This window comes from Gaetbulibacter sp. PBL-D1 (assembly GCF_050509525.1).
Taxonomy (GTDB): domain Bacteria; phylum Bacteroidota; class Bacteroidia; order Flavobacteriales; family Flavobacteriaceae; genus Gaetbulibacter_B; species Gaetbulibacter_B jejuensis.
Genome location: NZ_JBNWKB010000001.1, coordinates 332,233 through 353,053 on the forward strand (window position 1 = coordinate 332,233; position 20,821 = coordinate 353,053).

General features: G+C 33.3%; 20 protein-coding genes. 8 read left to right on the forward strand and 12 right to left on the reverse strand.

Features of this window, described 5'->3' with window-relative positions; translation table 11 throughout:
• Positions 1–5 precede the first annotated feature (5 nt).
• Positions 6–770, forward strand: coding sequence for a class I SAM-dependent methyltransferase (locus ACQ0RB_RS01700; RefSeq protein ID WP_134198652.1), 765 nt, complete (start codon positions 6–8; stop codon positions 768–770).
• An 8-nt stretch (positions 771–778) separates the two neighbouring features.
• Positions 779–1,147 (forward strand): DUF423 domain-containing protein, encoded by a 369-nt coding sequence (locus tag ACQ0RB_RS01705; protein WP_430496044.1) that lies wholly within the window; start codon positions 779–781, stop codon positions 1,145–1,147.
• Between the two features lie 56 nt (positions 1,148–1,203).
• Here the strand turns inward: ACQ0RB_RS01705 and ACQ0RB_RS01710 are convergent, their stop codons facing one another.
• The 9 genes from ACQ0RB_RS01710 to ACQ0RB_RS01750 form a co-directional block, all read right to left on the reverse strand.
• A complete protein-coding gene (locus tag ACQ0RB_RS01710; RefSeq protein ID WP_430496046.1) occupies positions 1,204–2,181 on the reverse strand; it encodes an FAD:protein FMN transferase in 978 nt (325 codons plus the stop codon).
• Positions 2,181–2,558, reverse strand: coding sequence for a Na(+)-translocating NADH-quinone reductase subunit F (locus ACQ0RB_RS01715; protein ID WP_131505950.1), 378 nt, complete (start codon positions 2,556–2,558; stop codon positions 2,181–2,183). Before ACQ0RB_RS01715 ends, ACQ0RB_RS01710 begins: the two co-directional genes overlap by 1 nt.
• Positions 2,559–2,578: 20 nt before the next feature.
• Positions 2,579–3,448 carry a DUF4846 domain-containing protein gene (locus tag ACQ0RB_RS01720; RefSeq protein ID WP_430496048.1) on the reverse strand — a complete coding sequence of 290 codons (870 nt, stop codon included), beginning with the start codon at positions 3,446–3,448 and terminating at the stop codon, positions 2,579–2,581.
• A 488-nt stretch (positions 3,449–3,936) separates the two neighbouring features.
• Positions 3,937–5,244, reverse strand: coding sequence for an NADH:ubiquinone reductase (Na(+)-transporting) subunit F (nqrF, locus tag ACQ0RB_RS01725; RefSeq protein ID WP_131505953.1), 1,308 nt, complete (start codon positions 5,242–5,244; stop codon positions 3,937–3,939).
• Between the two features lies 1 nt (position 5,245).
• On the reverse strand, positions 5,246–5,962 hold the full coding sequence (nqrE, locus tag ACQ0RB_RS01730) for an NADH:ubiquinone reductase (Na(+)-transporting) subunit E (RefSeq protein ID WP_262732113.1): 717 nt from the start codon (positions 5,960–5,962) through the stop codon (positions 5,246–5,248).
• A gap of 51 nt (positions 5,963–6,013) precedes the next feature.
• Positions 6,014–6,658: an NADH:ubiquinone reductase (Na(+)-transporting) subunit D gene (locus ACQ0RB_RS01735; RefSeq protein WP_129759267.1), complete on the reverse strand. Its 645-nt coding sequence runs from the start codon at positions 6,656–6,658 to the stop codon at positions 6,014–6,016.
• 4 nt (positions 6,659–6,662) lie between these two features.
• Positions 6,663–7,406, reverse strand: coding sequence for a Na(+)-translocating NADH-quinone reductase subunit C (locus tag ACQ0RB_RS01740; RefSeq protein WP_129759268.1), 744 nt, complete (start codon positions 7,404–7,406; stop codon positions 6,663–6,665).
• Position 7,407: 1 nt separating this feature from the next.
• Complete coding sequence (locus ACQ0RB_RS01745) at positions 7,408–8,631, reverse strand: NADH:ubiquinone reductase (Na(+)-transporting) subunit B (protein ID WP_343796167.1); 1,224 nt, start codon at positions 8,629–8,631, stop codon at positions 7,408–7,410.
• Entirely contained in the window at positions 8,631–9,986 is a 1,356-nt protein-coding gene (locus ACQ0RB_RS01750; protein WP_129759270.1) for a Na(+)-translocating NADH-quinone reductase subunit A, read from the reverse strand. The genes ACQ0RB_RS01745 and ACQ0RB_RS01750 overlap by 1 nt, the downstream gene beginning before the upstream one ends.
• Before the next feature lie 169 nt (positions 9,987–10,155).
• Between ACQ0RB_RS01750 and ACQ0RB_RS01755 the strand changes: the two genes are divergently transcribed.
• Positions 10,156–11,406: a DUF5103 domain-containing protein gene (locus ACQ0RB_RS01755; protein WP_129759271.1), complete on the forward strand. Its 1,251-nt coding sequence runs from the start codon at positions 10,156–10,158 to the stop codon at positions 11,404–11,406.
• Here the strand turns inward: ACQ0RB_RS01755 and ACQ0RB_RS01760 are convergent.
• Complete coding sequence (locus ACQ0RB_RS01760; RefSeq protein ID WP_430496053.1) at positions 11,403–11,951, reverse strand: cysteine dioxygenase; 549 nt, start codon at positions 11,949–11,951, stop codon at positions 11,403–11,405. The genes ACQ0RB_RS01755 and ACQ0RB_RS01760 overlap by 4 nt on opposite strands.
• Before the next feature lie 114 nt (positions 11,952–12,065).
• On the opposite strand from ACQ0RB_RS01760, the gene ACQ0RB_RS01765 reads away from it, so the two are divergent.
• Positions 12,066–13,478, forward strand: coding sequence for a pyridoxal phosphate-dependent decarboxylase family protein (locus tag ACQ0RB_RS01765; protein ID WP_430496055.1), 1,413 nt, complete (start codon positions 12,066–12,068; stop codon positions 13,476–13,478).
• Between the two features lie 111 nt (positions 13,479–13,589).
• Entirely contained in the window at positions 13,590–13,976 is a 387-nt protein-coding gene (apaG, locus tag ACQ0RB_RS01770; RefSeq protein WP_430496057.1) for a Co2+/Mg2+ efflux protein ApaG, read from the forward strand.
• A 169-nt stretch (positions 13,977–14,145) separates the two neighbouring features.
• On the opposite strand, the gene ACQ0RB_RS01775 is transcribed toward apaG, so the two are convergent.
• Positions 14,146–15,147, reverse strand: a complete 1,002-nt coding sequence (locus tag ACQ0RB_RS01775) for a DUF6695 family protein (RefSeq protein WP_430496059.1) — start codon at positions 15,145–15,147, stop codon at positions 14,146–14,148.
• Positions 15,148–15,321: 174 nt separating this feature from the next.
• Between ACQ0RB_RS01775 and pruA the strand changes: the two genes are divergently transcribed.
• Entirely contained in the window at positions 15,322–16,947 is a 1,626-nt protein-coding gene (gene pruA, locus ACQ0RB_RS01780; RefSeq protein WP_430496061.1) for an L-glutamate gamma-semialdehyde dehydrogenase, read from the forward strand.
• Between the two features lie 143 nt (positions 16,948–17,090).
• Positions 17,091–18,884, forward strand: a complete 1,794-nt coding sequence (locus tag ACQ0RB_RS01785; RefSeq protein ID WP_430496063.1) for a T9SS type A sorting domain-containing protein — start codon at positions 17,091–17,093, stop codon at positions 18,882–18,884.
• A gap of 53 nt (positions 18,885–18,937) precedes the next feature.
• Here ACQ0RB_RS01785 and rsmG read toward each other — a convergent pair whose 3' ends face one another.
• Positions 18,938–19,567: a 16S rRNA (guanine(527)-N(7))-methyltransferase RsmG gene (gene rsmG, locus ACQ0RB_RS01790; RefSeq protein WP_430496065.1), complete on the reverse strand. Its 630-nt coding sequence runs from the start codon at positions 19,565–19,567 to the stop codon at positions 18,938–18,940.
• Between the two features lie 143 nt (positions 19,568–19,710).
• On the opposite strand from rsmG, the gene ACQ0RB_RS01795 reads away from it, so the two are divergent.
• On the forward strand, positions 19,711–20,817 hold the full coding sequence (locus tag ACQ0RB_RS01795; protein ID WP_129759279.1) for a fatty acid desaturase family protein: 1,107 nt from the start codon (positions 19,711–19,713) through the stop codon (positions 20,815–20,817).
• Positions 20,818–20,821: the final 4 nt, after the last annotated feature.

Here is a 20,821-nt window from a genome sequence, read left to right on the forward strand (position 1 = left end):
ACTGTTTGAAAAAGCTTTTTAAAATACTACTAAACCTCATACCTAGACCGTTATTAATCAGGTTTAGTTATTTAGTACGTCCTGTTATAGCGACATTTTTAAAAGGAGAAAACCACACTGATCCTATTGATGGTAAAAGCTTTAAAACCTTTTTACCTTATGGGTATGGCACACAACGCAACAATGTTTTGTCGCCTTCAACCTTAAGTTTAGAGCGTCACAGGTTGTTGTGGTTGTATTTAAAAAATGAAACTGATTTCTTTTCAGCAAAAAACAAAGTACTTCATTTTGCACCAGAACAGTGTTTTTTAAAACGTTTTAAAGCACTAAAAAATATAGATTATACAACCACAGATTTACTATCACCTATTGCTGATGTAAAAGCTGATATTTGTAACCTTCCATTTGCAGATAATAGCTATGATGTTATTTTTTGCAATCATGTTTTAGAGCATATTCCTGATGATACTAAAGCCATGCAGGAATTGTATCGCGTTATGAAACCTGGTGGTTTTGGTGTTTTTCAAATTCCGCAGGATTTAAATCGTGAAACTACGTTTGAAGACGATAGCATAACTGATAAAAAAGAACGTGCTAAAATTTTTGGTCAATATGATCATGTACGTATTTATGGTCGTGATTATTTTGACAAATTAAGACGTATTGGATTTAAGGTTGAAGAAGTAGATTATACCGCATCGTTATCTGATGCTGACATACATAAATATTGTTTAGCAAAAGGTGAAATTATTCCGGTTGTTTATAAATAACTCTTAATATGACACAACAAGCATTTATAATTACAGGCGCTTTATTTGGAATGTTAGCCATAATTTTTGGTGCGTTTGGTGCACATGCTTTAAAGAAAACACTATCGGAAGACCAGCTAAAAAGTTTTGAAACTGGTGTAAAATATCAAATGTATCACGCTATCGTTTTGTTAATACTTGGTTTTAATCAAGAATTCTCTACATCAGCAATGTATTGGTGTTTTACTTTAGGTATTGTCCTTTTTTCTTTTAGTATCTATGGCTTAATTTTAAGTGATGCCAAAGGAAAGAAATTACGTTTTTTAGGACCAATTACGCCTATTGGCGGTTTACTTTTTGTTGTGGGTTGGTTGTTGATTTGTATTCAGGCGCTATAAATTAAATAGTATGATGTGATTTCTCCTTTCAGTTGAAATAACAAAAAGCAAACTATTTACTCCTCAGGAAAACCATTTAGATTTAAAGTTTCAAACTCATTTTTATCATTTTCAAAAATTAAAAATGCTTTTAATTCAGGATGTGATTGAAGAAAGTCTTTTACACCCTCAATTCCCATAGCTTGAAAAGCTGTTGCATAAGCATCAGCTGTCATACAATCTTTTGCAATAACTGACACACTTAACACATTAGTTTTAGATGGATAACCTGTTTTTGTATCAATAATATGAGCATATCTATTACCATTTTCATCAACTTTAAATTTTCTATAGGTACCAGAAGTTGCCATAGCTTCATCTTTAATACTTATCGCTTTTAATATAGACTGTTCACCATCAAACCTAGGTTGATCTAAGCCAACTTTCCAATTACTATCCTTTTCAGCATTTATACCTTTACTTCTTATCTCACCTCCTATTTCAACTAGATAATTATCAACTTTTTTCTGTTCTAAAAAATTAGCAATAACATCTACTCCATATCCTTTTGCTATAGCATTGAAATCTATAAATGCACCTTTCAACTTCAAAATCTTATTATCAACTCTATTCACTTTATCAAAACCAACATATTGCATAAGGCTATCAATTTTTAAGCTATCTAGCGCAACTATTTTCCCTTGCGGACCAAAATCCCATGCGTTTACAACAACTCCTATAGTTGGATCAAAAGCGCCTTGAGTATTATTATAAATAACTTTAGATGCATCAAAAACAGTTATAAAATGGTCGTCAATAGAATTGCTCTCGTTTCGGTTTATTTTAGAAATATCAGAATCTGGAATATAGGTAGATAATGAGGTATTAATTACCGCAAAAAGACTATCAAATGACTTGGTATAGTCAACGTCTTTATCATAAATAACTGAGTAACTAGTACCAAATACATCACCTGATAATTTAGTGTTTGAAGGTCCTTTTTTACATGTAAAAAAAACTGATGCAATCAGTAAAAAAACTAAAACTTGTTTCATTAGTTAAGATGTGTTTCAATCACCTGAATACCATTATACTCTATAAGATATTCTTCGTTAAAATATATTGGTAAATCTTCACCATTTGGATTTCCTAAACCAACACCAGCATAAAGTACTTTGGCGTCCTTATCTGCTGCGTGTTTTTTAAAAGTTTCCATCCAAACAATGTCATAGTTATTTGGGTTTTCTGGCAACATTACAGCTCTTACAATCACAAAATAGTATTGACTGTTTTTATCAATACACACAAACTGTGGATGTTTTTTTAATTTGCTATTTATAGCAACAAACTCAAAGCCACGTTGCTCTAAATCTTTCCCAACATGGTTCATAGCCAAATTATGAAGTTCTTGTTTGGTAAGTGGTTTACTCATAACACAAAGATACGAACTTGCTATTTAAACCTCACAAATTTTGAATCGTAAAATGTATAGTTAGAGACAGGAATCACTGCGTCTTTTTCCAGTTTATACCAAGGTGAAATAGTACTATCTTCTAAGTTTTTTACCAAATGAACGCTTTGTGCTGGTGTATTTCCTTGAAAAAGCAAAAACAACTTGTCTCCTGTTTCGTTTACTATTTCATCACATATAATAGCTATATGTCCTGGCGTACCACCTTTAATGAGCATATCTCCAATTTGAAGCTTACTTACGTCATTAATCTTTGGAAGTTCATTGTAAAGCGATAAAGTTCCTGAATAGGTATAAATAAGATTTAAGTACTTATAAAAATTTGTTTTAGAATGGTCTTTAGCTGCTGTTTTATGAAAACTTACTTTGTTACCATCTATTTTTGGTCTATAGCCTTCAGCGTATTTTGACCATGAGCAATAATGTCCAGAAGTAAAATTAAACCCAATTTCATCTTTTCGGTTATTGTCCCAAAGATACTCACTTCTTACTCTAATTAAAGCATCAGCACATTGTTGCAATCCGTTTTTTGGAACAGGTATTTCTAGCACTCCAACATGTCCACTTTGCCAAAAATATTGAGAGTCGTCATAATTAATAATCTTACTACCAAAAGGTTTCAATTCATAATTTCTTAAATATTCTTGAAAACTCCCTTTGGCATACTCAACACGCTTAAAATCTTTAGGTATATTTACTCTAGATTGAATTGTTAAACTATCCTTATTGACTAAATCTGGAGTTTTTATAGCTGATGAAATAATCTCTACTGATTTTTTCACTGGCTTAAACTGATACGCAAAAGCTCCAACAACCACTAAAGCTAAAATGACAAGTAGTATTTTTTTCATATTGAAATAACGCTGTTTATCTTTATTTTGGTATGTAAAACTTTAAATTGTGTATCTTTTTTAACGGATGAAACGATTAACTCAAATTATATTACTATCTCAAGTATTGATTCTTTCTTGTAAAGAAAAACAACAAAACTTACCTGATCCTTTAAGCTGGTTGGAAAGGAAAAGCTGTTTGTGAAGTTATTGAAAACAACCCAAAGCTAAGAGTATTAAAATTTACTTTTGCTCCAGGAGTTGGACATGAAAAACATTATCATAATCCGCATTTTGGTTATACCTTAAAAGGCAGTAAATTTAGAATTACCGATTACAAAGGTACTCGCGAAGTGAATGTACCTTCAGGATATAGCTTTAAAAAAGACAGCATAACTACTCACGAAGTTTTAAATATTGGTGACAGTACAGCTGTATTTTTAATAATGGAATACAAATAAAAAAACCAGCAATTGATGCTGGTTTTTTTATTTAATTCAGAAGGTTTATTAACCTCCAAAGTCATCAAATCTAATGTGCTCATCTGGGATACCAAAATCCTCTCCCATTTTTTGAACTGCTTTGTTCATTAATGGAGGTCCACAGAAATATAACTCTATATCTTCTGGTGCATCGTGATGACTTAAGTAGTTATCTATAACACAGTTGTGAATAAATCCTACAAATCCGTCTCCTGGTGCATCAATATTTTCTTTTACTTTCCAGTTATCTTCTTCTAATGGTTCAGATAATGCTAAGTAAAACTTAAAGTTAGGAAAATCTCTTTCTAAAGCTCTAAAGTGCTCTAAGTAGAACAACTCACGTTTAGAACGTCCACCATACCAATACGTAACTTTACGTCCAGTCTTTAAGGTTTTAAATAAGTGGTACAAGTGTGAACGCATTGGTGCCATACCTGCTCCACCACCAACATATAACATTTCAGATTCTGACTCATTGATGAAGAACTCTCCATAAGGTCCTGAAATAGTTACTTTATCTCCTGGTTTTTGGTTAAAAATATAAGACGAAGCAACTCCAGGGTTTACATCCATCCAACCGTTTTTATTACGATCCCATGGTGGAGTAGCAATACGAACGTTAAGCATGATATCTCGTCCTTCAGCTGGGTAAGAAGCCATAGAATAAGCTCTTTCAACTGTTTCGTCATTTTTCATTACTAATGGCCAAAGACCAAACTTATCCCATTCTGCTTGAAACTTATCTGGTGTTTCGTGCTCTTCAGGATGTGCAGTAATATCAATATCAGCATATTTTACTTCACATGGTGGAATTTCAATTTGAATATATCCACCTGCTTTATAGTTCATATCTTCTGGAATACGAACTACAAACTCTTTAATAAAAGATGCTACGTTATAGTTACGTACAACTTCTGCTTCCCATTTCTTGATACCAAATACTTCTTCTGGAATGGTAATTTCCATGTCTTGTTTCACTTTTACCTGACAAGATAAACGTGCTCCATGCTGTAACTCTTTACGCGTAAAGTGAGGCGTTTCAGTTGGAAGTGCTTCACCTCCACCTGATAATACATGACACTCACATTGAATACATGTACCACCTCCACCACAAGCTGATGGTAAAAATATTTTTTGGCTTCCTAAAGTTGTAAGTAAGCTTCCTCCTGAGGCAACCTCTATTTCTTTTTCACCATTAATTTTAATGGTCACTGGACCTGATGGTGATAATTTTTGTTTTACGAATAATAACAAACCTACCAATAGTAGTGTTACTATTAAAAAGGCCGCTACGGTTGCTAAAATTGTTCCTAATGTACCTGCTGCTAATATCATATTACTCGTTTATTGTAGTCGTGTTTTCAGCTAATTTTTGTTCTTTTTCTTCTACCTGTTCAACTTGTGCTGTTTCAGGCTCTTTTGTTGCTTCATCATCTCCACCAGTTAACATTCCTCCAAAACTCATAAATCCAATTGCCATTAAACCAGTAATAATGAATGTAATTCCTAATCCTCTTAAAGGAGCAGGAACATTTGAATATCGTATTTTTTCACGAATAGCTGCAATAGCAAGAATTGCTAAAAACCAACCAATTCCTGAAGAAATTCCATAGTTAAACGCTAATCCAATACTTTCAATTTCTCTTGACTGCATAAATAACGATCCTCCAAGAATTGCACAGTTTACAGCAATAAGTGGTAAGAAAATACCAAGAGAGTTATATAATGATGGAGAAAACTTCTCTACCACAATTTCTACTAATTGTACCATTGTTGCAATGGTAGCGATGAACATGATAAATGACAGGAAGCTTAAATCGTAATCAGCATACTCTGCTCCTAACCACGTTAATGCTCCTGGTTGTAAAATGTATTGGTCCAATAACCAGTTTACAGGCACAGTTACTGCTAATACAAATATTACAGCTGCTCCAAGACCAACTGCAGTACTTACCTTTTTAGATACTGCTAGGTAAGAACACATTCCTAAGAACGTGGCAAATACCATGTTATCTATAAAAATTGATTTGAAAAATAATTCTAAATGTTCCATATTCTATATTTTGATGAAATTCTGAATCAAGCTCAGAATGACAAGTCAATTTTAGTCTTCTATTAAATCTTTGTTTCTACTACGTTGTACCCAAATAATGATACCTACAACTATCAATGCCATTGGTGATAATAGCATAAAACCGTTGTTTTCATAACCAATAGCGTATAATCCTGTTTTTTCAATTGGGTCTCCTAATACTTTAAATCCTAATAAAGTACCAGAACCTAACAGTTCTCTAAAGAAACCTACAATAACAAGAATTACTGCATATCCTAAAGCGTTACCAATACCATCTAAAAACGATTTCCATGGTCCATTACCTAAAGCGAAAGCCTCAAAACGTCCCATAATGATACAGTTGGTAATGATTAATCCAATAAATACTGAAAGCTCTTTACTTAACGAATACGCATACGCTTTCAACACTTGGTCAACAATAATTACCAATGCAGCTACAACTGTAAGCTGAACAATAATTCTAATCTTTGATGGAATAATATTACGGATTAATGAAATAACCACGTTACCTACTCCCATTACAAATAATACAGACAATGACATTACTATAGATGCCTTTAATTGTGCTGTAATAGCCAGTGCAGAGCAAATACCTAATACCTGAATAGTAATTGGGTTGTTATCTGCTAACGGATCTGTTATTAATTTTGCGTCTTTTTTTGAAAGTAATCCCATAAGATTATTTGTTTAAGTTTTTAAAATAAGGTACATACAACGACAAGTCTCCTTTAATCATTGCTGCTACACCATCACCAGTTATTGTTGCTCCAGCAATAGCGTCTACTTCATTATCAGTCTTATCTTGGTTAGTTGGGTCAGCATTACTTTTTGACACTGCTACACCTTTAAAGTTTCCTTGGCTATCTAATAAATGCTCACCAATAAAGTCGTCCATAAAATAACGTTCTTTAATGTTTGCACCTAAACCTGGAGTTTCTCCTTTATGGTCAAAATAAGCACCTTGTATCACCATGTTTTCATCCATAGCTATATATGCCCAAACAGCATCCCAAAGTCCTTTACCTCTTATTGGAGCGATGTAGTACGTTTTACCGTCTTTTTCTCCTACAAATAATGGTAATCTTCTTTTAGAAGCATCTCCTTTAGCTTTTTCTTTTTTGATATCAATTAAGTAAGCTTCATCATTTTCGGTTACATCACCATTTAAAATAACATATTGTTTTGTGATGTATTTGTTAAATAATTCTGGTGCTACATCAGTAGATACAAAGTTTGCACTACTCTCGTCGTTTTCATTTACACCCATTGCATATAGGATGTTTTGCTGCATTTCCAACTCAACATTTTTTGTAATTGTAGGTTTAAGTGATGCTGCTGTAAAAGCTAACAAAGCACCTACTACTACTACCATTCCTATGGCAAACAATACTGTATATACGTTGCTATCTGTTTTATTACTCATTTTAAGCTGTTTTTGCTTTTAAACGTTTCATTCTTCTTTTCACATTTCCTTGAACCACGTAGTGATCGATTGTTGGTGCAAACACATTCATTAATAGAATTGCAAGCATTACACCTTCTGGATATGCTGGGTTGAATACTCTAATTAATATTGAAATGAATCCGATTAAGAATCCGTAAATCCATTTTCCTTTATTGGTTTGTGAAGCCGTTACAGGATCGGTTGCCATAAACACAGTACCAAAGGCAAATCCACCAATTAGTAAATGATGCCAGAATTCAGTACTCATTAATCCATAAAACTTGCTTCCTTCTCCTATCCATCCTGCATCTACAACACCATTGAAAATTAATCCCATTACCAATGCACCAAGTACAGATGACAACATAATTCTCCAGCTTCCTATTTTAGTAAAGATTAAGAATAAACCTCCTAAAAGAATTAATACTGCTGAAGTTTCACCTACTGAACCAGGAATTAATCCTGTAAACATATCCCAAACAGAATAGGTTATTTCTTTTCCTTGTGCTAAACTTCCTAAAATAGTTTCACCCGAAATAGCATCAAGATTCTCACCTGCCGCAATAGCTTTATCTCTTGCTACAGCGCCATGAACCCATACTTTATCTCCAGACATCCAAGTAGGATATGCAAAGAATAAAAAGGCACGAATAGTTAATGCAGGGTTAAGAATATTCATTCCTGTTCCTCCAAACACTTCTTTACCAATTACAACACCAAAAGCTACAGCAACTGCTAACATCCATAATGGTGTATCTACTGGTACAATTAGTGGCACAAGCATACCTGTAACTAAGTAACCTTCTTCTACTTCGTGACCTTTAATTACTGCAAAAACAAACTCGATTGCTAGACCAACTCCGTAAGACACAATTACCAGTGGTAATACTTTCCAAAGTCCTATTACTAAGTTATCCCAACTCCAAAATACAGAGTCAAAAAAACCTGTGGCTTGACTAATTTCTCCTAAAGCTAAATAATGTTGGTAACCAGCATTGAACATACCAAAAATTAAACATGGAATCAATGACATGATAACCGTGTTCATGGTACGCTTTAAATCGTCAGCTACTTTTATATGAGTACCACCATGAGTAGTCTCGTTAGGTAAGTATAAAAACGTATGTAATGCGTTAAACGCAGGCGCCATTTTGGTGCCTTTATACTTTTCTTTTAAGTTATGTAAATTACTTTTTAAGCTCATTATCCTATCTCTTTAAGCATTAAGTCTAAACCTTGTCTAATTATTTTTTGGTGTGGTTGTTTAGACACACAAATAAACTCTGTTAAGGCAAAATCTTCAGGTGCAACTTCATACATTCCTAAAGCTTCCATTTCGTCTAAATCTTGATACATACATGCTTTAAGAATTTGCATTGGATATATATCTAAAGGAAAAACCTCTTCGTAACTTCCTGTTACTACAAACGCACGATGTTCACCATTTGTATTGGTATTTAAATCGTACTTTTTCTTAGGGTTTAACCAAGAAAACGTCATCGCTCTTGAAGTAGAAATCTTATTGAATACAGGTTTATTCCATCCAAAAAACTCATAGTCATCACCTTCAGGAATAACCGTTACTGTATTACTGTAATAGTCTAGAGCACCATCTGGTTTAATTTGTTTTCCTGACAATACGTTTCCTGATATAATACGGTCGTTACCATCTTTATCAACACCATTGTCATAAACCATAGTTGCTATTTCGCTTCCTATTTTTGTTTTAAAATATCTTGGTTTCTTAACCGATGATCCAACCAAAGCAACAATACGCTCTGCATTGAATTTACCAGTTAATAACAATTCACCAATAACAACTAAATCTTGTGGATTAATCGTCCAAACTACTTCACCTTTGTTTATTGGGTCAATTTTATTGATTTGAGTACCAACGTTTCCTGAAGGATGTGGTCCTGACACTTTATGTAGTGTAATACCTGATAATCCTGCAAGTGGTGAATTGGAATTTTTACCAACCGACACATGTACTTGTCCTTCAGTTAATTTTCCTAAAGCTGTTATTGCTGCTTGCATTTCAGCTTCTTTACCTTGAAGTACATAATCGTAGTCTGCTGCTAAAGGAGCTGATGCGTAACCTGATACAAATATCGCTTTTGGCGACTTGTTTGGGTTTGCAATAACATCGTAAGGACGTTGTTTAATAAATGGCCAACAACCAGAAGCTAACAAGTGCGCTTTAACTTTATCAGCATCGGCAGCATCTAAATTAAACTTACCAAAGTCAACATACGTTTGCTCTTTGTCTGCTTGAATTTTAATTGCCATAATTCGTCTTCTCTCTCCACGAGCAACCTCAACAACTTCACCTGAAACAGGAGACACAAACTTCATGTCTTCGGCATCTTTGTTGTAAAATACAGTTTCACCTGCTTTTACTTTAGTGCCTTCTTTTGCTACAAGTTTAGGAATTATGCTATGGAAATCTTCTGGCCTGATAGTGCAGTAATTGCTGATAATGGCATTTTCTGTCGTTTTCTCAGCGTCACCTTTAAGGTTTATGTTCAGACCTTTTTTAATCTTAATGTCGTTTGACATATGTTTGATATTGAAATTAATTGTCTAAAAAATCGCTGCAAATTTACGAATTAATAGCTAAAAATAATTTGAAAACACCTCAAGTTATTTATTTATATCAATTCTAAATAACAAAAATTAATTAGGCATAAAATTTGTGTATCTTTACAGAGACAACCGTATAATTTTGATGACAAAGACCATACAGCTTTTAATATTTTTAATTTGCCTACCGCTTTTAACTTTTGGGCAAATTGAAGAAACCAATCCTCCTGAGTATATTAGCACTATAACTTTTAAAGGAAACACCTCTGAAAGTCAACTACCTATACTCCGTTTAGGCGAGCCTTTAATACTTGAGTTTGATGCTTTAAATGGTGATGAGGCCGATTTTTACTACGAAATAGTGCACTATAATTTTGACTGGACGCCTTCTCAACTGGTAAAGTCTGAATACCTAAGTGGTTTTGACAACCAACGTATTCGCGATTATGAAAACTCTTTTAATACGTATCAAATTTATTCGCATTACAAGCTTCAAATACCAAACGCGCAAACTCGTGGTATTTTAAAAAGTGGTAACTACATGATTTTTATATATGATGATTATGATGAGTTGATGTTTTCAAGAAAATTTATGGTTTATGAAGATATTGTAAACGTTGGTGTAACCATAAAACGCTCAAGAGATGTAAAATTCATTAACGAAAAACAATCGGTTGATTTTGTAATTGCAACTAACAATGTCAATTTCAACAACCCAATGGAAACCATAAAAACACTAGTTATTCAAAATAATAATTTAAATACAGCTATCTCAAACCTAAAACCACAATATGTTTTAGGAAATGAACTTATGTATAGATACAATACAGAGTCAAGCTTTTGGGCTGGAAATGAATATTTGTTTTTTGAAAACAAAGATGTTAGGGTTGCCAACGTTGGCGTTCAGTTTATTGACCTCAAGGAGATTTACCACAACTACCTATTTACAAATGAAGAGAGAGCAAGCAGACCATACACTTACAATCCTGATATTAACGGTAATTTTCTTATAACAGCTGTAAATACTGACAATGTTACCATTGAAGCCGATTACACTATGATGCATTTTTCATTGCTTTACCCTGAGCTTTTAGACGGAAAATCTATATACGTCTATGGTAATTTCAACAACTACGCGTTAGACAACATGAATAAAATGGTATACAATCCTGAAGCTGAAGTTTACCAAACCTCATTTAAGCTTAAACAAGGATTCTACAACTATAAATATGTTGTAGTTGACGACAAAGGAACTCTAGATGAAGGTGCAATAAGTGGAAACTTTTACCAAACCGAAAACAACTACAAAGTACTAGTGTATTATAGAGACTTGGGTGCACGTTTTGATAGATTGATTGGTTTAGGAGAAGGTACTTCGGTGAATATTTCCAATTAAATAGAAGACACTATTTTGCTAGAAAGGATTTCTCCTTTGTAAGTATCGTAGCTTAGATTTTTTTTGATAAAGGTCTTTGACTGTTCATCAAAATAACTGCAAGATTCTATAGGTTTTGCATAGAGATGCAAGCTAATTGTTCTTCCTTTTGAATTGTTTTTTAACTTATGTAAACCAATTGCATCATTAATATAAGCTTGTTGTTGATTAGCTATTTTTCGAATTCCTTTAGGTTCAACGTCGCCATTTTCATGCTTATGGTATAGCACTTCTTCTATTTCGCCTTCTATTAAATACATCCAGCATTCTTCTCCACTATGACAGTGTATTGGTGTTTCTTGACCAGCTTCCCAACACAATAAAATCAGTTCAAAATTGTCGCTTTTATAAATACCATTTCTTACATACTTTTTAGTTGACCAGTTTAGGTATTCATCTAACACATTTTTATCTAAAACTAAATTTTTAAAAATGGTTTTGTAATTATCCTTTGAAGATTGAGACAAAGCACTTATTAATTCATTTAAAGAAAATATAGGTTTCAATAGTTATAACTTTTTATTTTAAAATTTTTAATGTTTATTGAAGTCTTAAAACCATCGCCACGAGATTTGGCTTTAATACACACAATAGAAACTTAGGCTTAAATTTCGGCATTAATGTCAAAAGTATTCAAATCTCGATTATCGAGTCAATTAGCCCAATTTATGAATAAAGATTTAAAATTGTTTAATGAGTTAGCAGAAATCCTTCTTAAAGAAGAAAAACAACAACCTGTAGCAAAACCTATAGACACTGATAAGCTCTATAAAACTTTAGACCTTTCGCTCAATGAACACCCAAGTTTAGACGAAGACTTAAAAAAAACATTACTAGAAATTATAAAAAGCACTCCTAAAACTGCTTCAACGTCGTTTTTCAATCAGCTTTTTGGCGGCCGAATGAGTAAAGCTACATTAGGTGATTTGTTAGCTGTTATGCTAAACAATAGTATGTACACTTATAAAGTTGCAGGACCGCAAGTTGGTATTGAAAAAACCATATTACATAACATTTGCGATATAATTGGATATGGTAAGCATAGCGATGGCACTTTTGCTCCTGGTGGATCTATGAGTAATTTTATGGCTATGGTAATGGCTAGAGACAAACACAACAGCACTGTAAGAACTGCTGGCGTAAACAGTAAAATGATTGTTTACACTTCAGAAGTTTCACATTACTCCATTAATAAAAATGCTGCATTAATGGGAATTGGAAGAGACCAAGTAAGACAAGTTAAGGTTAATGCCAAAGGACAAATGATTGCTAGCGACCTTGAACTTAAAATCAAAGAAGATTTAGCAAATAACAACCAACCATTTTTTGTCAATGCTACAGCAGGCACAACGGTTTTAGGTGCTTTTGATAACGTTGATGAAATAAGCCCTATTTGCAACACTTATAATTTATGGTTACACCTTGATGGTGCTTATGGAGGATCGGTTATTTTTAGTAAAAAATACAGTCACCTAGTAAATGGTATTGAAAAAACAGATTCGTTTAGCATCAATGCTCATAAAATGCTAGGAACACCTCTAAGCTGTTCGATAATTGTTGTTCAGGATAAAAAATATTTAAATCAGTCATTTTCTAACGATGCTGAATATTTATACCAAACCGATGGTGATGATTTCAATTTAGGAAAAACATCATTGCAATGTGGAAGAAGAAATGATGCTTTAAAATTTTGGACACTATGGAAATCGGTTGGCACTACTGGTTTAGAAAAAATAGTTGATAAGCAATTTGAAATAGCCGATTATGCAAGAGATTATATAAAAGCACATCCTGACTATACACTTTATAGTTTTGAAGACTCCATATCAGTTTGTTTCAATTACAAAGCTATTGATGCAAAAACACTTTGCACCAAACTTTATGAAAGTGCAGAATTAATGGTAGGCTATGGTTCTTTTAACGACACTGACTTTATTAGGCTCGTTACCATAAACAGTTCTATTGATAAAAACGATATCTCAAACTTTTTCAAATCCTTAGAAACGTTCGTTAAAACTGAAAATTTAGCATAACAAAGAAAAAATAGTGTTAAGTTGTTAAAAATTAGTCTATTTGTTGTGAAATAATAGCGACTAAAAGAAAATATTATTATATTTAACAACTATCATTGTTCTAATCCCCACATGGTACAACAAGTTACAAGCGGAATAAAAATTTCAGTAGAGACATCCTTTGAGGGCACTTTTTATAAAAATTATAAAGTGCACTTTGCTTTTGGGTACAAAGTAACTATTGAAAATCAAAGTAAAGATTCAGTTCAGCTTAATTCCAGATACTGGAAAATAATGGACGCATTAAACAATACCGAAATTATAGAAGGTGAAGGTGTTATTGGCAAGAAACCTGTTTTAAAACCAGGAGAATCGCACACATACAATTCTGGATGTTTACTAACCTCTCCTTTTGGTGCAATGCAAGGCTACTACAACATGGTAAACTTTACCAACACCAATAAGTTTAAAGTTATTATTCCTTCTTTTAAGCTAAGCGCTCCTTTTGCTCTTAATTAACATGAAATAATGTTTAAGTCCTTATGTCGCTTCGAGTAAAATTCTGTAAGAATTCTGTATCGAGAAGTGTAGTTTTGTGATGGGAATTTTCTTGTTTTCGATACAAATTTCTCTCATTTTAATTGAGAAATCACTCTAACTGACGAAAATTTATTAGCCATTTTTCACGTCAATTAGTACTTTTCAAGAAATCAAATTTGTAAACAACTTGGTTTTGCTCAACATGAAAAAACTTACAGTTTGAGTAATGTATAAATTCATATTCTAAGGTAGAATCAAATCCTTTTTGATTGATAACATAAATACCATCAACATCAATAGTTCCGTAAGGCGAAATTCTTCTAAAACGATATTCCATCTCGTTAGTAAAATCGTGTAATTCAAACCAAGCTCCAGCTGCTATACCACTTAACCATTGCGCATGATCTTCTTTTTCAGCATTGTGTTTAGGTTCTAAAGTTCCTATTACACTAGGATTATAACCTTTCAGTCTATCTAAAAACAAACGTCTATTTTCTTTACCTACTGAAGAATTAAACTTTGAAATCGCTCCAGTTTCTGAAACCAAAAACACATCTCCAACAGTTTTAGCAAGCACAACATTACCTATTGTGCTTGGTGTAAACCATTTAGAACTTATCAATTTCTTTTTAACTGACTTATTAGTGACACTCGCAATTAGTGCATCAGTCACAAAACGCGCACAATTACAAGCCTCTTTTATAAAAGCAGCATAACGTATAAAATGTTTGTTTTGCATTTTAGTAATATGTGTTCGCGCCAAATCATAATTCACTTCATCACAAACCGAAGCATACAATGTTCCATCACCATGAGTTAGCTTAGGATGTGTTCCTAAAAACTGAAGAATCTCATCTAGGTTAACTATTGTACCATTTTCTATTATAGCCTTTAAAGGAAATCTTAGTTCGTGATCAGTATCCATCCCTCTAACCCTACCATTAGGTTCAGAAGTAATATATCTACCAAAATCATGATACTCCAATACTCCAGTAGCTTTGTCAATAAGTACCAAGGCTGCATGACCAGCACGCACATGTGTTTTACTTCCTATTCCTATATATTTTAAAAGAGGCGAATACCACTCTTCTGCATGAGATACAATGGTTTCAGGATAAGCAAGCGTTAAAATTATTCCGCTATTAATCATTCATTAGGGATTTCTGTTGAAACATGAACACATTTGTCAAAAATAAAGTAAACAACTTACAAAAAAATAACCAATACTTTAACTTCGATTTAAAAAAGCATCTTCATTTAAGTCCTTAAAAAATTGTAACTTTGCACATCAAAAATTTATACCATAAATCATTAAAATAAAATCATGGGAAAAGGATTCTTTAACGTACCAATAGCTGTAAACGAACCTGTAAAATCATATGCTCCAGGATCTCCTGAAAGGGAAGCTGTTTTAAAAGCATACAAAGAAATGTTCAATAGCAAAGTGGATGTACCTTTATATATCAACGGAAAAGATGTTGAAACAGGTAACACCAGAACCATGTCGCCTCCTCATGATCATAAACATATTGTGGGAACGTATCATTTAGCTGAAAAATCTCACGTAGAAGAAGCTATAGCAACTGCACTTGAAGCAAGAAAAACGTGGTCTCAATTACCTTGGGAACATCGTGCTGGTATCTTTTTAAAAGCTGCCGAATTAATCGCAGGTCCTTACAGAGCTAAAATAAATGCTGCTACAATGATAGCGCAATCTAAAACTATTCATCAAGCAGAAATTGATTCGGCTTGTGAACTGATAGATTTCTTACGTTTTAATGTTCAGTTTATGACTGACATTTATATGGATCAACCAGAAAGTACAAGCGATGCTTGGAACCGTATTGAATATCGTCCGTTAGAAGGATTCACTTACGCAGTTACACCATTTAACTTTACAGCTATCGCTGGGAACTTACCAGCTTGTATGGCTTTAATGGGAAATGTTGTGGTTTGGAAACCAAGTGATAGCCAAATTTACTCTGCAAAAGTTATCATGGATGTATTTAGAGAAGCTGGTGTTCCTGATGGCGTTATCAATGTAGTGTTTGGAGATCCTGTTATGATTACTGATACAGTAATGGCTAATCCTGATTTTTCTGGATTACACTTCACAGGTTCAACTCACGTTTTTAAAGACCTTTGGAAACAAATAGGAAACAACATTCACAACTACAAAACCTACCCAAGAATTGTAGGTGAAACTGGAGGAAAAGATTTTATCGTTGCTCACAAATCTGCAAATGCTAAACAAGTAGCAACTGCTATTGTTCGTGGTGCTTTTGAATTTCAAGGACAAAAATGTAGTGCAGCATCTAGAGCTTATATTCCTTCAAACCTTTGGGAAGACGTTAAAAACTTTGTAATAGAAGATGTTAAATCATTTAAAATGGGTTCTCCAGAAGATATGAGTAACTTTATTACAGCTGTTATTCACGAAGGCTCTTTTGATAAATTAGCAAAGTATATTGATGGTGCAAAAGCTGATGCAGACGCTGAAATTATTGTAGGTGGAAACTATGATAAGTCTAAAGGGTATTTTATTGAACCAACAGTTATAGTGACTACAAACCCAAAATACACAACCATGTGTACAGAATTATTTGGTCCTGTAATTACAATTTATGTATATGATGAAAACCAATATTCTGAAACTTTAAAATTAGTTGACGAAACTAGCGAATACGCATTAACAGGTGCTATTTTAGCAACAGACAGATATGCTATTGATGAAGCTACTAAAGCCTTACAAAATAGTGCTGGTAACTTCTACATCAATGACAAACCTACAGGAGCTGTTGTTGGTCAACAACCTTTTGGTGGTGCAAGAGCATCAGGAACCAATGACAAAGCTGGTTCTGCTCAAAACTTATTACGTTGGGTATCACCAAGAATGGTAAAAGAAACTTTTGTAACTCCTACAGATTACAGGTATCCATTTTTAGGATAAGAAATACTATTTTTCAAGACCATAAATCCTCAAACCTTACCGTTTGAGGATTTTTTTTACACTTCATCCTAAAACATTAAATAACACCTCTTTAACCAAATGTAACTTTGTATCTTGAAGGCATTAATTCAAATTAATTATCCATGATGAAAAATTACTTTTTGCTATTATTAGTATTTCCTCTCTTTGTTCAAGCTCAAACTGTAGAGTTTGAATCTTCAATTACTGCCGATTTATCAGCCTATTCAGGAACTGCAAGTTTTGCTGGATTAGGTGAATATGAAATATTTCCTGATTTTGTTGACGGAATACTTGATAAACCCATTATTCTTGTAGATGGATTTGATCCAGGAGACACAAGAGATATTAATGGTCTTTACAGCTTATTAGATTTTACAGGAACAAGTGGTGCTCAAAATCTTGCTGATCTTGTTAGAGCTGAAGGTTTTGATGTTGTAGTTTTAAACTTTCCACAATATTTGAGATTATCTGATAATACATTGCTAAATGTTGATGATGCTACGGACACCAATGCTGATATGGTTATTGATGAGTTAGATTACCCTGGAAGCACATTAATTGATGGTGGAGCTGATTTTATGGAACGTAACGCAATGCTTCTAGTGGAATTAATCAATACACTTAACGCTAATAAAGTAGGCGAAGAAGAACTGGTTATTATTGGCCCAAGCATGGGAGGATTAATTTCAAGATACGCATTAAACTACATGGAAAATCAAACTCTTGACCACGAAACAAGACTTTGGATTTCTTTTGACGCTCCACACCATGGAGCTAATGTCCCTTTAGGATTTCAACACCAATTTAACTTTTTAGCTTTTGGTCTTGGTGAAGATTTAAACGTTGCTGAATTACAACCAGTAGTAAATGGTCTATTAAAATCATCAGCCGCAAGACAATTATTGGTTGATCATTTAGAACCGCATTTAGCATCAGGTAGCGATGTGGAGTTTGACCCAACAAAACTTCTTCCTGAGCCACATCCTTTTAAAGTAATATTTGATGCCAATATAAATAACCTAACTCCAACAGGATTTCCTCAGAACACTAGAAATGTATCTATTATAAACGGTAGCGGAATAGGATCACCTTACAAAGCAAAAGATGGTGTTACCAATGTTACTCCAGGATTTACGGTAATTGACGATACTTTTAATGTTCCTGACGCACCTCTTCCAACGACAGCACAAATTGGCGTTAACTTAACTCCAGCAACAGCTGATGGAAGTCAATTAATTAGTAAAATATTAGTTGAAGCTAATTTCTTTGGAACCATAACAATTTTTGATATCGAAGTGAATGCACAAGCTCCTAGCTTTTCTGATGGTGTTGATGCTGCTTCTGGTGGGCTTTTTGACTTAGGTGGCTTTACTGATGGTTTAGGCTCCGAAGGTTTAGTTGGCGATTTTATTGCTGCATTACAAATTGATAAATTCAACTTTATACCATCTGTAAGTGCGATGGCTTTAGAGTCAACCAACAACGAAATTAACTGGTATCACAACATTAATCTAAGCAACGATAGTACAGAAGACACTACAAACAGCACACCATTTGTTAACTGGTACATGCCAACAGATAATGAAAATCATGTTCAATTAACTGAAGCAAATGTACTTTTTGCATTAGATGAAATTATGCCTGAAACATTATCAAACTCTGAATTTGATAATGTAGCTACACTAAAAATTGGTAAAAACCCAATTGACCACGAGTTATTAATTTTAAGCAATTCAACCGTTAATGACGCTACAATATCTTTAATTGATATTACTGGGAAATTAGTTTACAATACCACAAACACAACCTTAAGTAGCAGAACTACTATTCCTTTAAATTTAGACTCTGGAGTGTATGTTTTAAATATTGAAAATAAAGAAGGTATTAGTTACAAAACAAAAATAGCAGTTAAATAACTTCAATACTTATAGAAATAAAAAAAGCCGAACGTTGCGTTCGGCTTTTTTTATTATCCTTTAAACTTCATTGGCAAATGCACCACTTTTTTGGTTTCAAAAAAAGGTTCAGAATAAAATTCAGTTAAATCATATATGGTTGCCGTTCGGTAATCTTTTAATTCTTCTGATAAATCACCTCCTTTAAGATATAAGATTCCATTCTTCAAATTGTGATTCTGTGTTTTAGCAATTTTGCCTTTTACCCAATGCACAAAAGTAGGCATAGCAGCTACAGCTCTACTTACAATAAAATCATAGGTGTCATTAATTTCTTCAACGCGAGTATGAGTAGTTTTTACATTAGTTAATCTCAATCCTTCCACTACTTCATCAACCACTTTAAGCTTTTTAGCAATACTGTCTACCAAATGAAATTGAGTTTCAGGAAACATAATTGCCAAAGGAATTCCAGGAAATCCACCTCCTGTTCCAACATCCATAACTTTTGATCCTGCTTTAAACTCTATCACTTTTGCAATAGCTAAAGAATGAAGCACATGCCTTAAATACAGCTCATCAATATCTTTTCTTGAAACCACATTTATTTTAAGGTTCCAATCTTGATACAATGATTCTAGTTTTTGGAATTGCTGAATCTGATCTTCAGATAGATCTGGAAAATATTTCAGTATTAACTGCATTTTATTCAATTTTCAACAAAAGTATACATTTTTGTGTGGATATTTTTAGCATTTATATAACTATGTCGCAGCTTTTATTATTTATATTTGCTCCTTGATATGCGTTGGTCCTAAACTTTGCATATTCAAAAAAAACTAATAGCATGACAAATCAAACATTATCATTTTCAAGAAAAGATCCCGCAAAATTTTTTAGAACCCTAAACAAGCGTGTAAACGACTACTTTAAAGAGAACGATATAAAACGTACTGGTAACTGGAAAATTTGGGTTAAAACTGTGGTGATGTTCACTCTATTTTTACTGCCTTATTTTTTAATTCTCACAATAAGTAGTATTCCTGGTTGGGCTCAATTACTATTAACTGTAGTTATGGGAATTGGCATGGCAGGAGTTGGAATGAACGTAATGCACGACGGTAACCATGGTTCATTCTCAAACAAAGAGTGGGTAAACCGCTTAATGGGAAGTAGTATTTACATTTTAGCAGGTAATGTGTATAACTGGAAAGTTCAACACAACGTATTACACCACACATATACTAATATTCATGGGCATGACGAAGACTTAGAAGCTGGACGTATTTTAAGATTCTCTAAACATGCAAAGTGGTACAAGCACCATAAATTTCAGCATTATTATTCTATTTTACTATATGGATTACTTACTATAAATTGGGCAATTACAACCGATTGGCAACAGATGAAACGTTATATGAAACGTAAACTGTCTTATGGTAAATTTCCAAACCCTGTAGTAAACTGGAGCAAACTGGTAATTTCAAAAATCATTTATGTTAGCATATGGATTGTATTACCTATGTTGATTTTGGATATTGCTTGGTGGAAAATACTTATCGGATTTTTTGTAATGCATTATGTTGCAGGATTAATTTTAAGTGTAGTATTTCAATTAGCTCATGTTATGGATGAAGCTGAAATGCCTCTTCCGGAAGAAAACGGAACCATGAAAAATACTTGGGCAATCCATCAACTTAAAACCACAGTTAATTTTGGAACAAAAAACAGAATTGTAAACTGGTTTACAGGTGGATTAAACCATCAAGTTGAGCATCATATTTTTCCTCACATTAGCCATGTGCATTACACCAAAATCTCTAAGATTGTAAAGGAAACAGCAAAAGAATTCAATTTACCATACAAAGAATATAAGACAACAAGAAAAGCGATCATTGCTCATTTTAAATTTTTAAAAGAAATGGGAATGAAGCCTTCATTACAGCAAGCTTAATTAA

Bases quoted from the DNA above. Each gene is read 5' to 3' on its own strand.
- ACQ0RB_RS01765 (WP_430496055.1), top strand. From the start codon at position 12,066: ATGTCAAAAGTATTCAAATCTCGATTATCGAGTCAATTAGCCCAATTT.
- ACQ0RB_RS01775 (WP_430496059.1), bottom strand. From the start codon at position 15,147: ATGATTAATAGCGGAATAATTTTAACGCTTGCTTATCCTGAAACCATT.
- ACQ0RB_RS01795 (WP_129759279.1), top strand. From the start codon at position 19,711: ATGACAAATCAAACATTATCATTTTCAAGAAAAGATCCCGCAAAATTT.
- ACQ0RB_RS01740 (WP_129759268.1), bottom strand. From the start codon at position 7,406: ATGAGTAATAAAACAGATAGCAACGTATATACAGTATTGTTTGCCATA.
- ACQ0RB_RS01785 (WP_430496063.1), top strand. From the start codon at position 17,091: ATGATGAAAAATTACTTTTTGCTATTATTAGTATTTCCTCTCTTTGTT.
- pruA (WP_430496061.1), top strand. From the start codon at position 15,322: ATGGGAAAAGGATTCTTTAACGTACCAATAGCTGTAAACGAACCTGTA.
- ACQ0RB_RS01745 (WP_343796167.1), bottom strand. From the start codon at position 8,631: ATGAGCTTAAAAAGTAATTTACATAACTTAAAAGAAAAGTATAAAGGC.
- rsmG (WP_430496065.1), bottom strand. From the start codon at position 19,567: ATGCAGTTAATACTGAAATATTTTCCAGATCTATCTGAAGATCAGATT.
- ACQ0RB_RS01755 (WP_129759271.1), top strand. From the start codon at position 10,156: ATGACAAAGACCATACAGCTTTTAATATTTTTAATTTGCCTACCGCTT.
- ACQ0RB_RS01710 (WP_430496046.1), bottom strand. From the start codon at position 2,181: ATGAAACAAGTTTTAGTTTTTTTACTGATTGCATCAGTTTTTTTTACA.
- ACQ0RB_RS01735 (WP_129759267.1), bottom strand. From the start codon at position 6,658: ATGGGATTACTTTCAAAAAAAGACGCAAAATTAATAACAGATCCGTTA.
- nqrF (WP_131505953.1), bottom strand. From the start codon at position 5,244: ATGATATTAGCAGCAGGTACATTAGGAACAATTTTAGCAACCGTAGCG.
- ACQ0RB_RS01715 (WP_131505950.1), bottom strand. From the start codon at position 2,558: ATGAGTAAACCACTTACCAAACAAGAACTTCATAATTTGGCTATGAAC.
- ACQ0RB_RS01750 (WP_129759270.1), bottom strand. From the start codon at position 9,986: ATGTCAAACGACATTAAGATTAAAAAAGGTCTGAACATAAACCTTAAA.
- ACQ0RB_RS01705 (WP_430496044.1), top strand. From the start codon at position 779: ATGACACAACAAGCATTTATAATTACAGGCGCTTTATTTGGAATGTTA.
- apaG (WP_430496057.1), top strand. From the start codon at position 13,590: ATGGTACAACAAGTTACAAGCGGAATAAAAATTTCAGTAGAGACATCC.
- ACQ0RB_RS01720 (WP_430496048.1), bottom strand. From the start codon at position 3,448: ATGAAAAAAATACTACTTGTCATTTTAGCTTTAGTGGTTGTTGGAGCT.
- nqrE (WP_262732113.1), bottom strand. From the start codon at position 5,962: ATGGAACATTTAGAATTATTTTTCAAATCAATTTTTATAGATAACATG.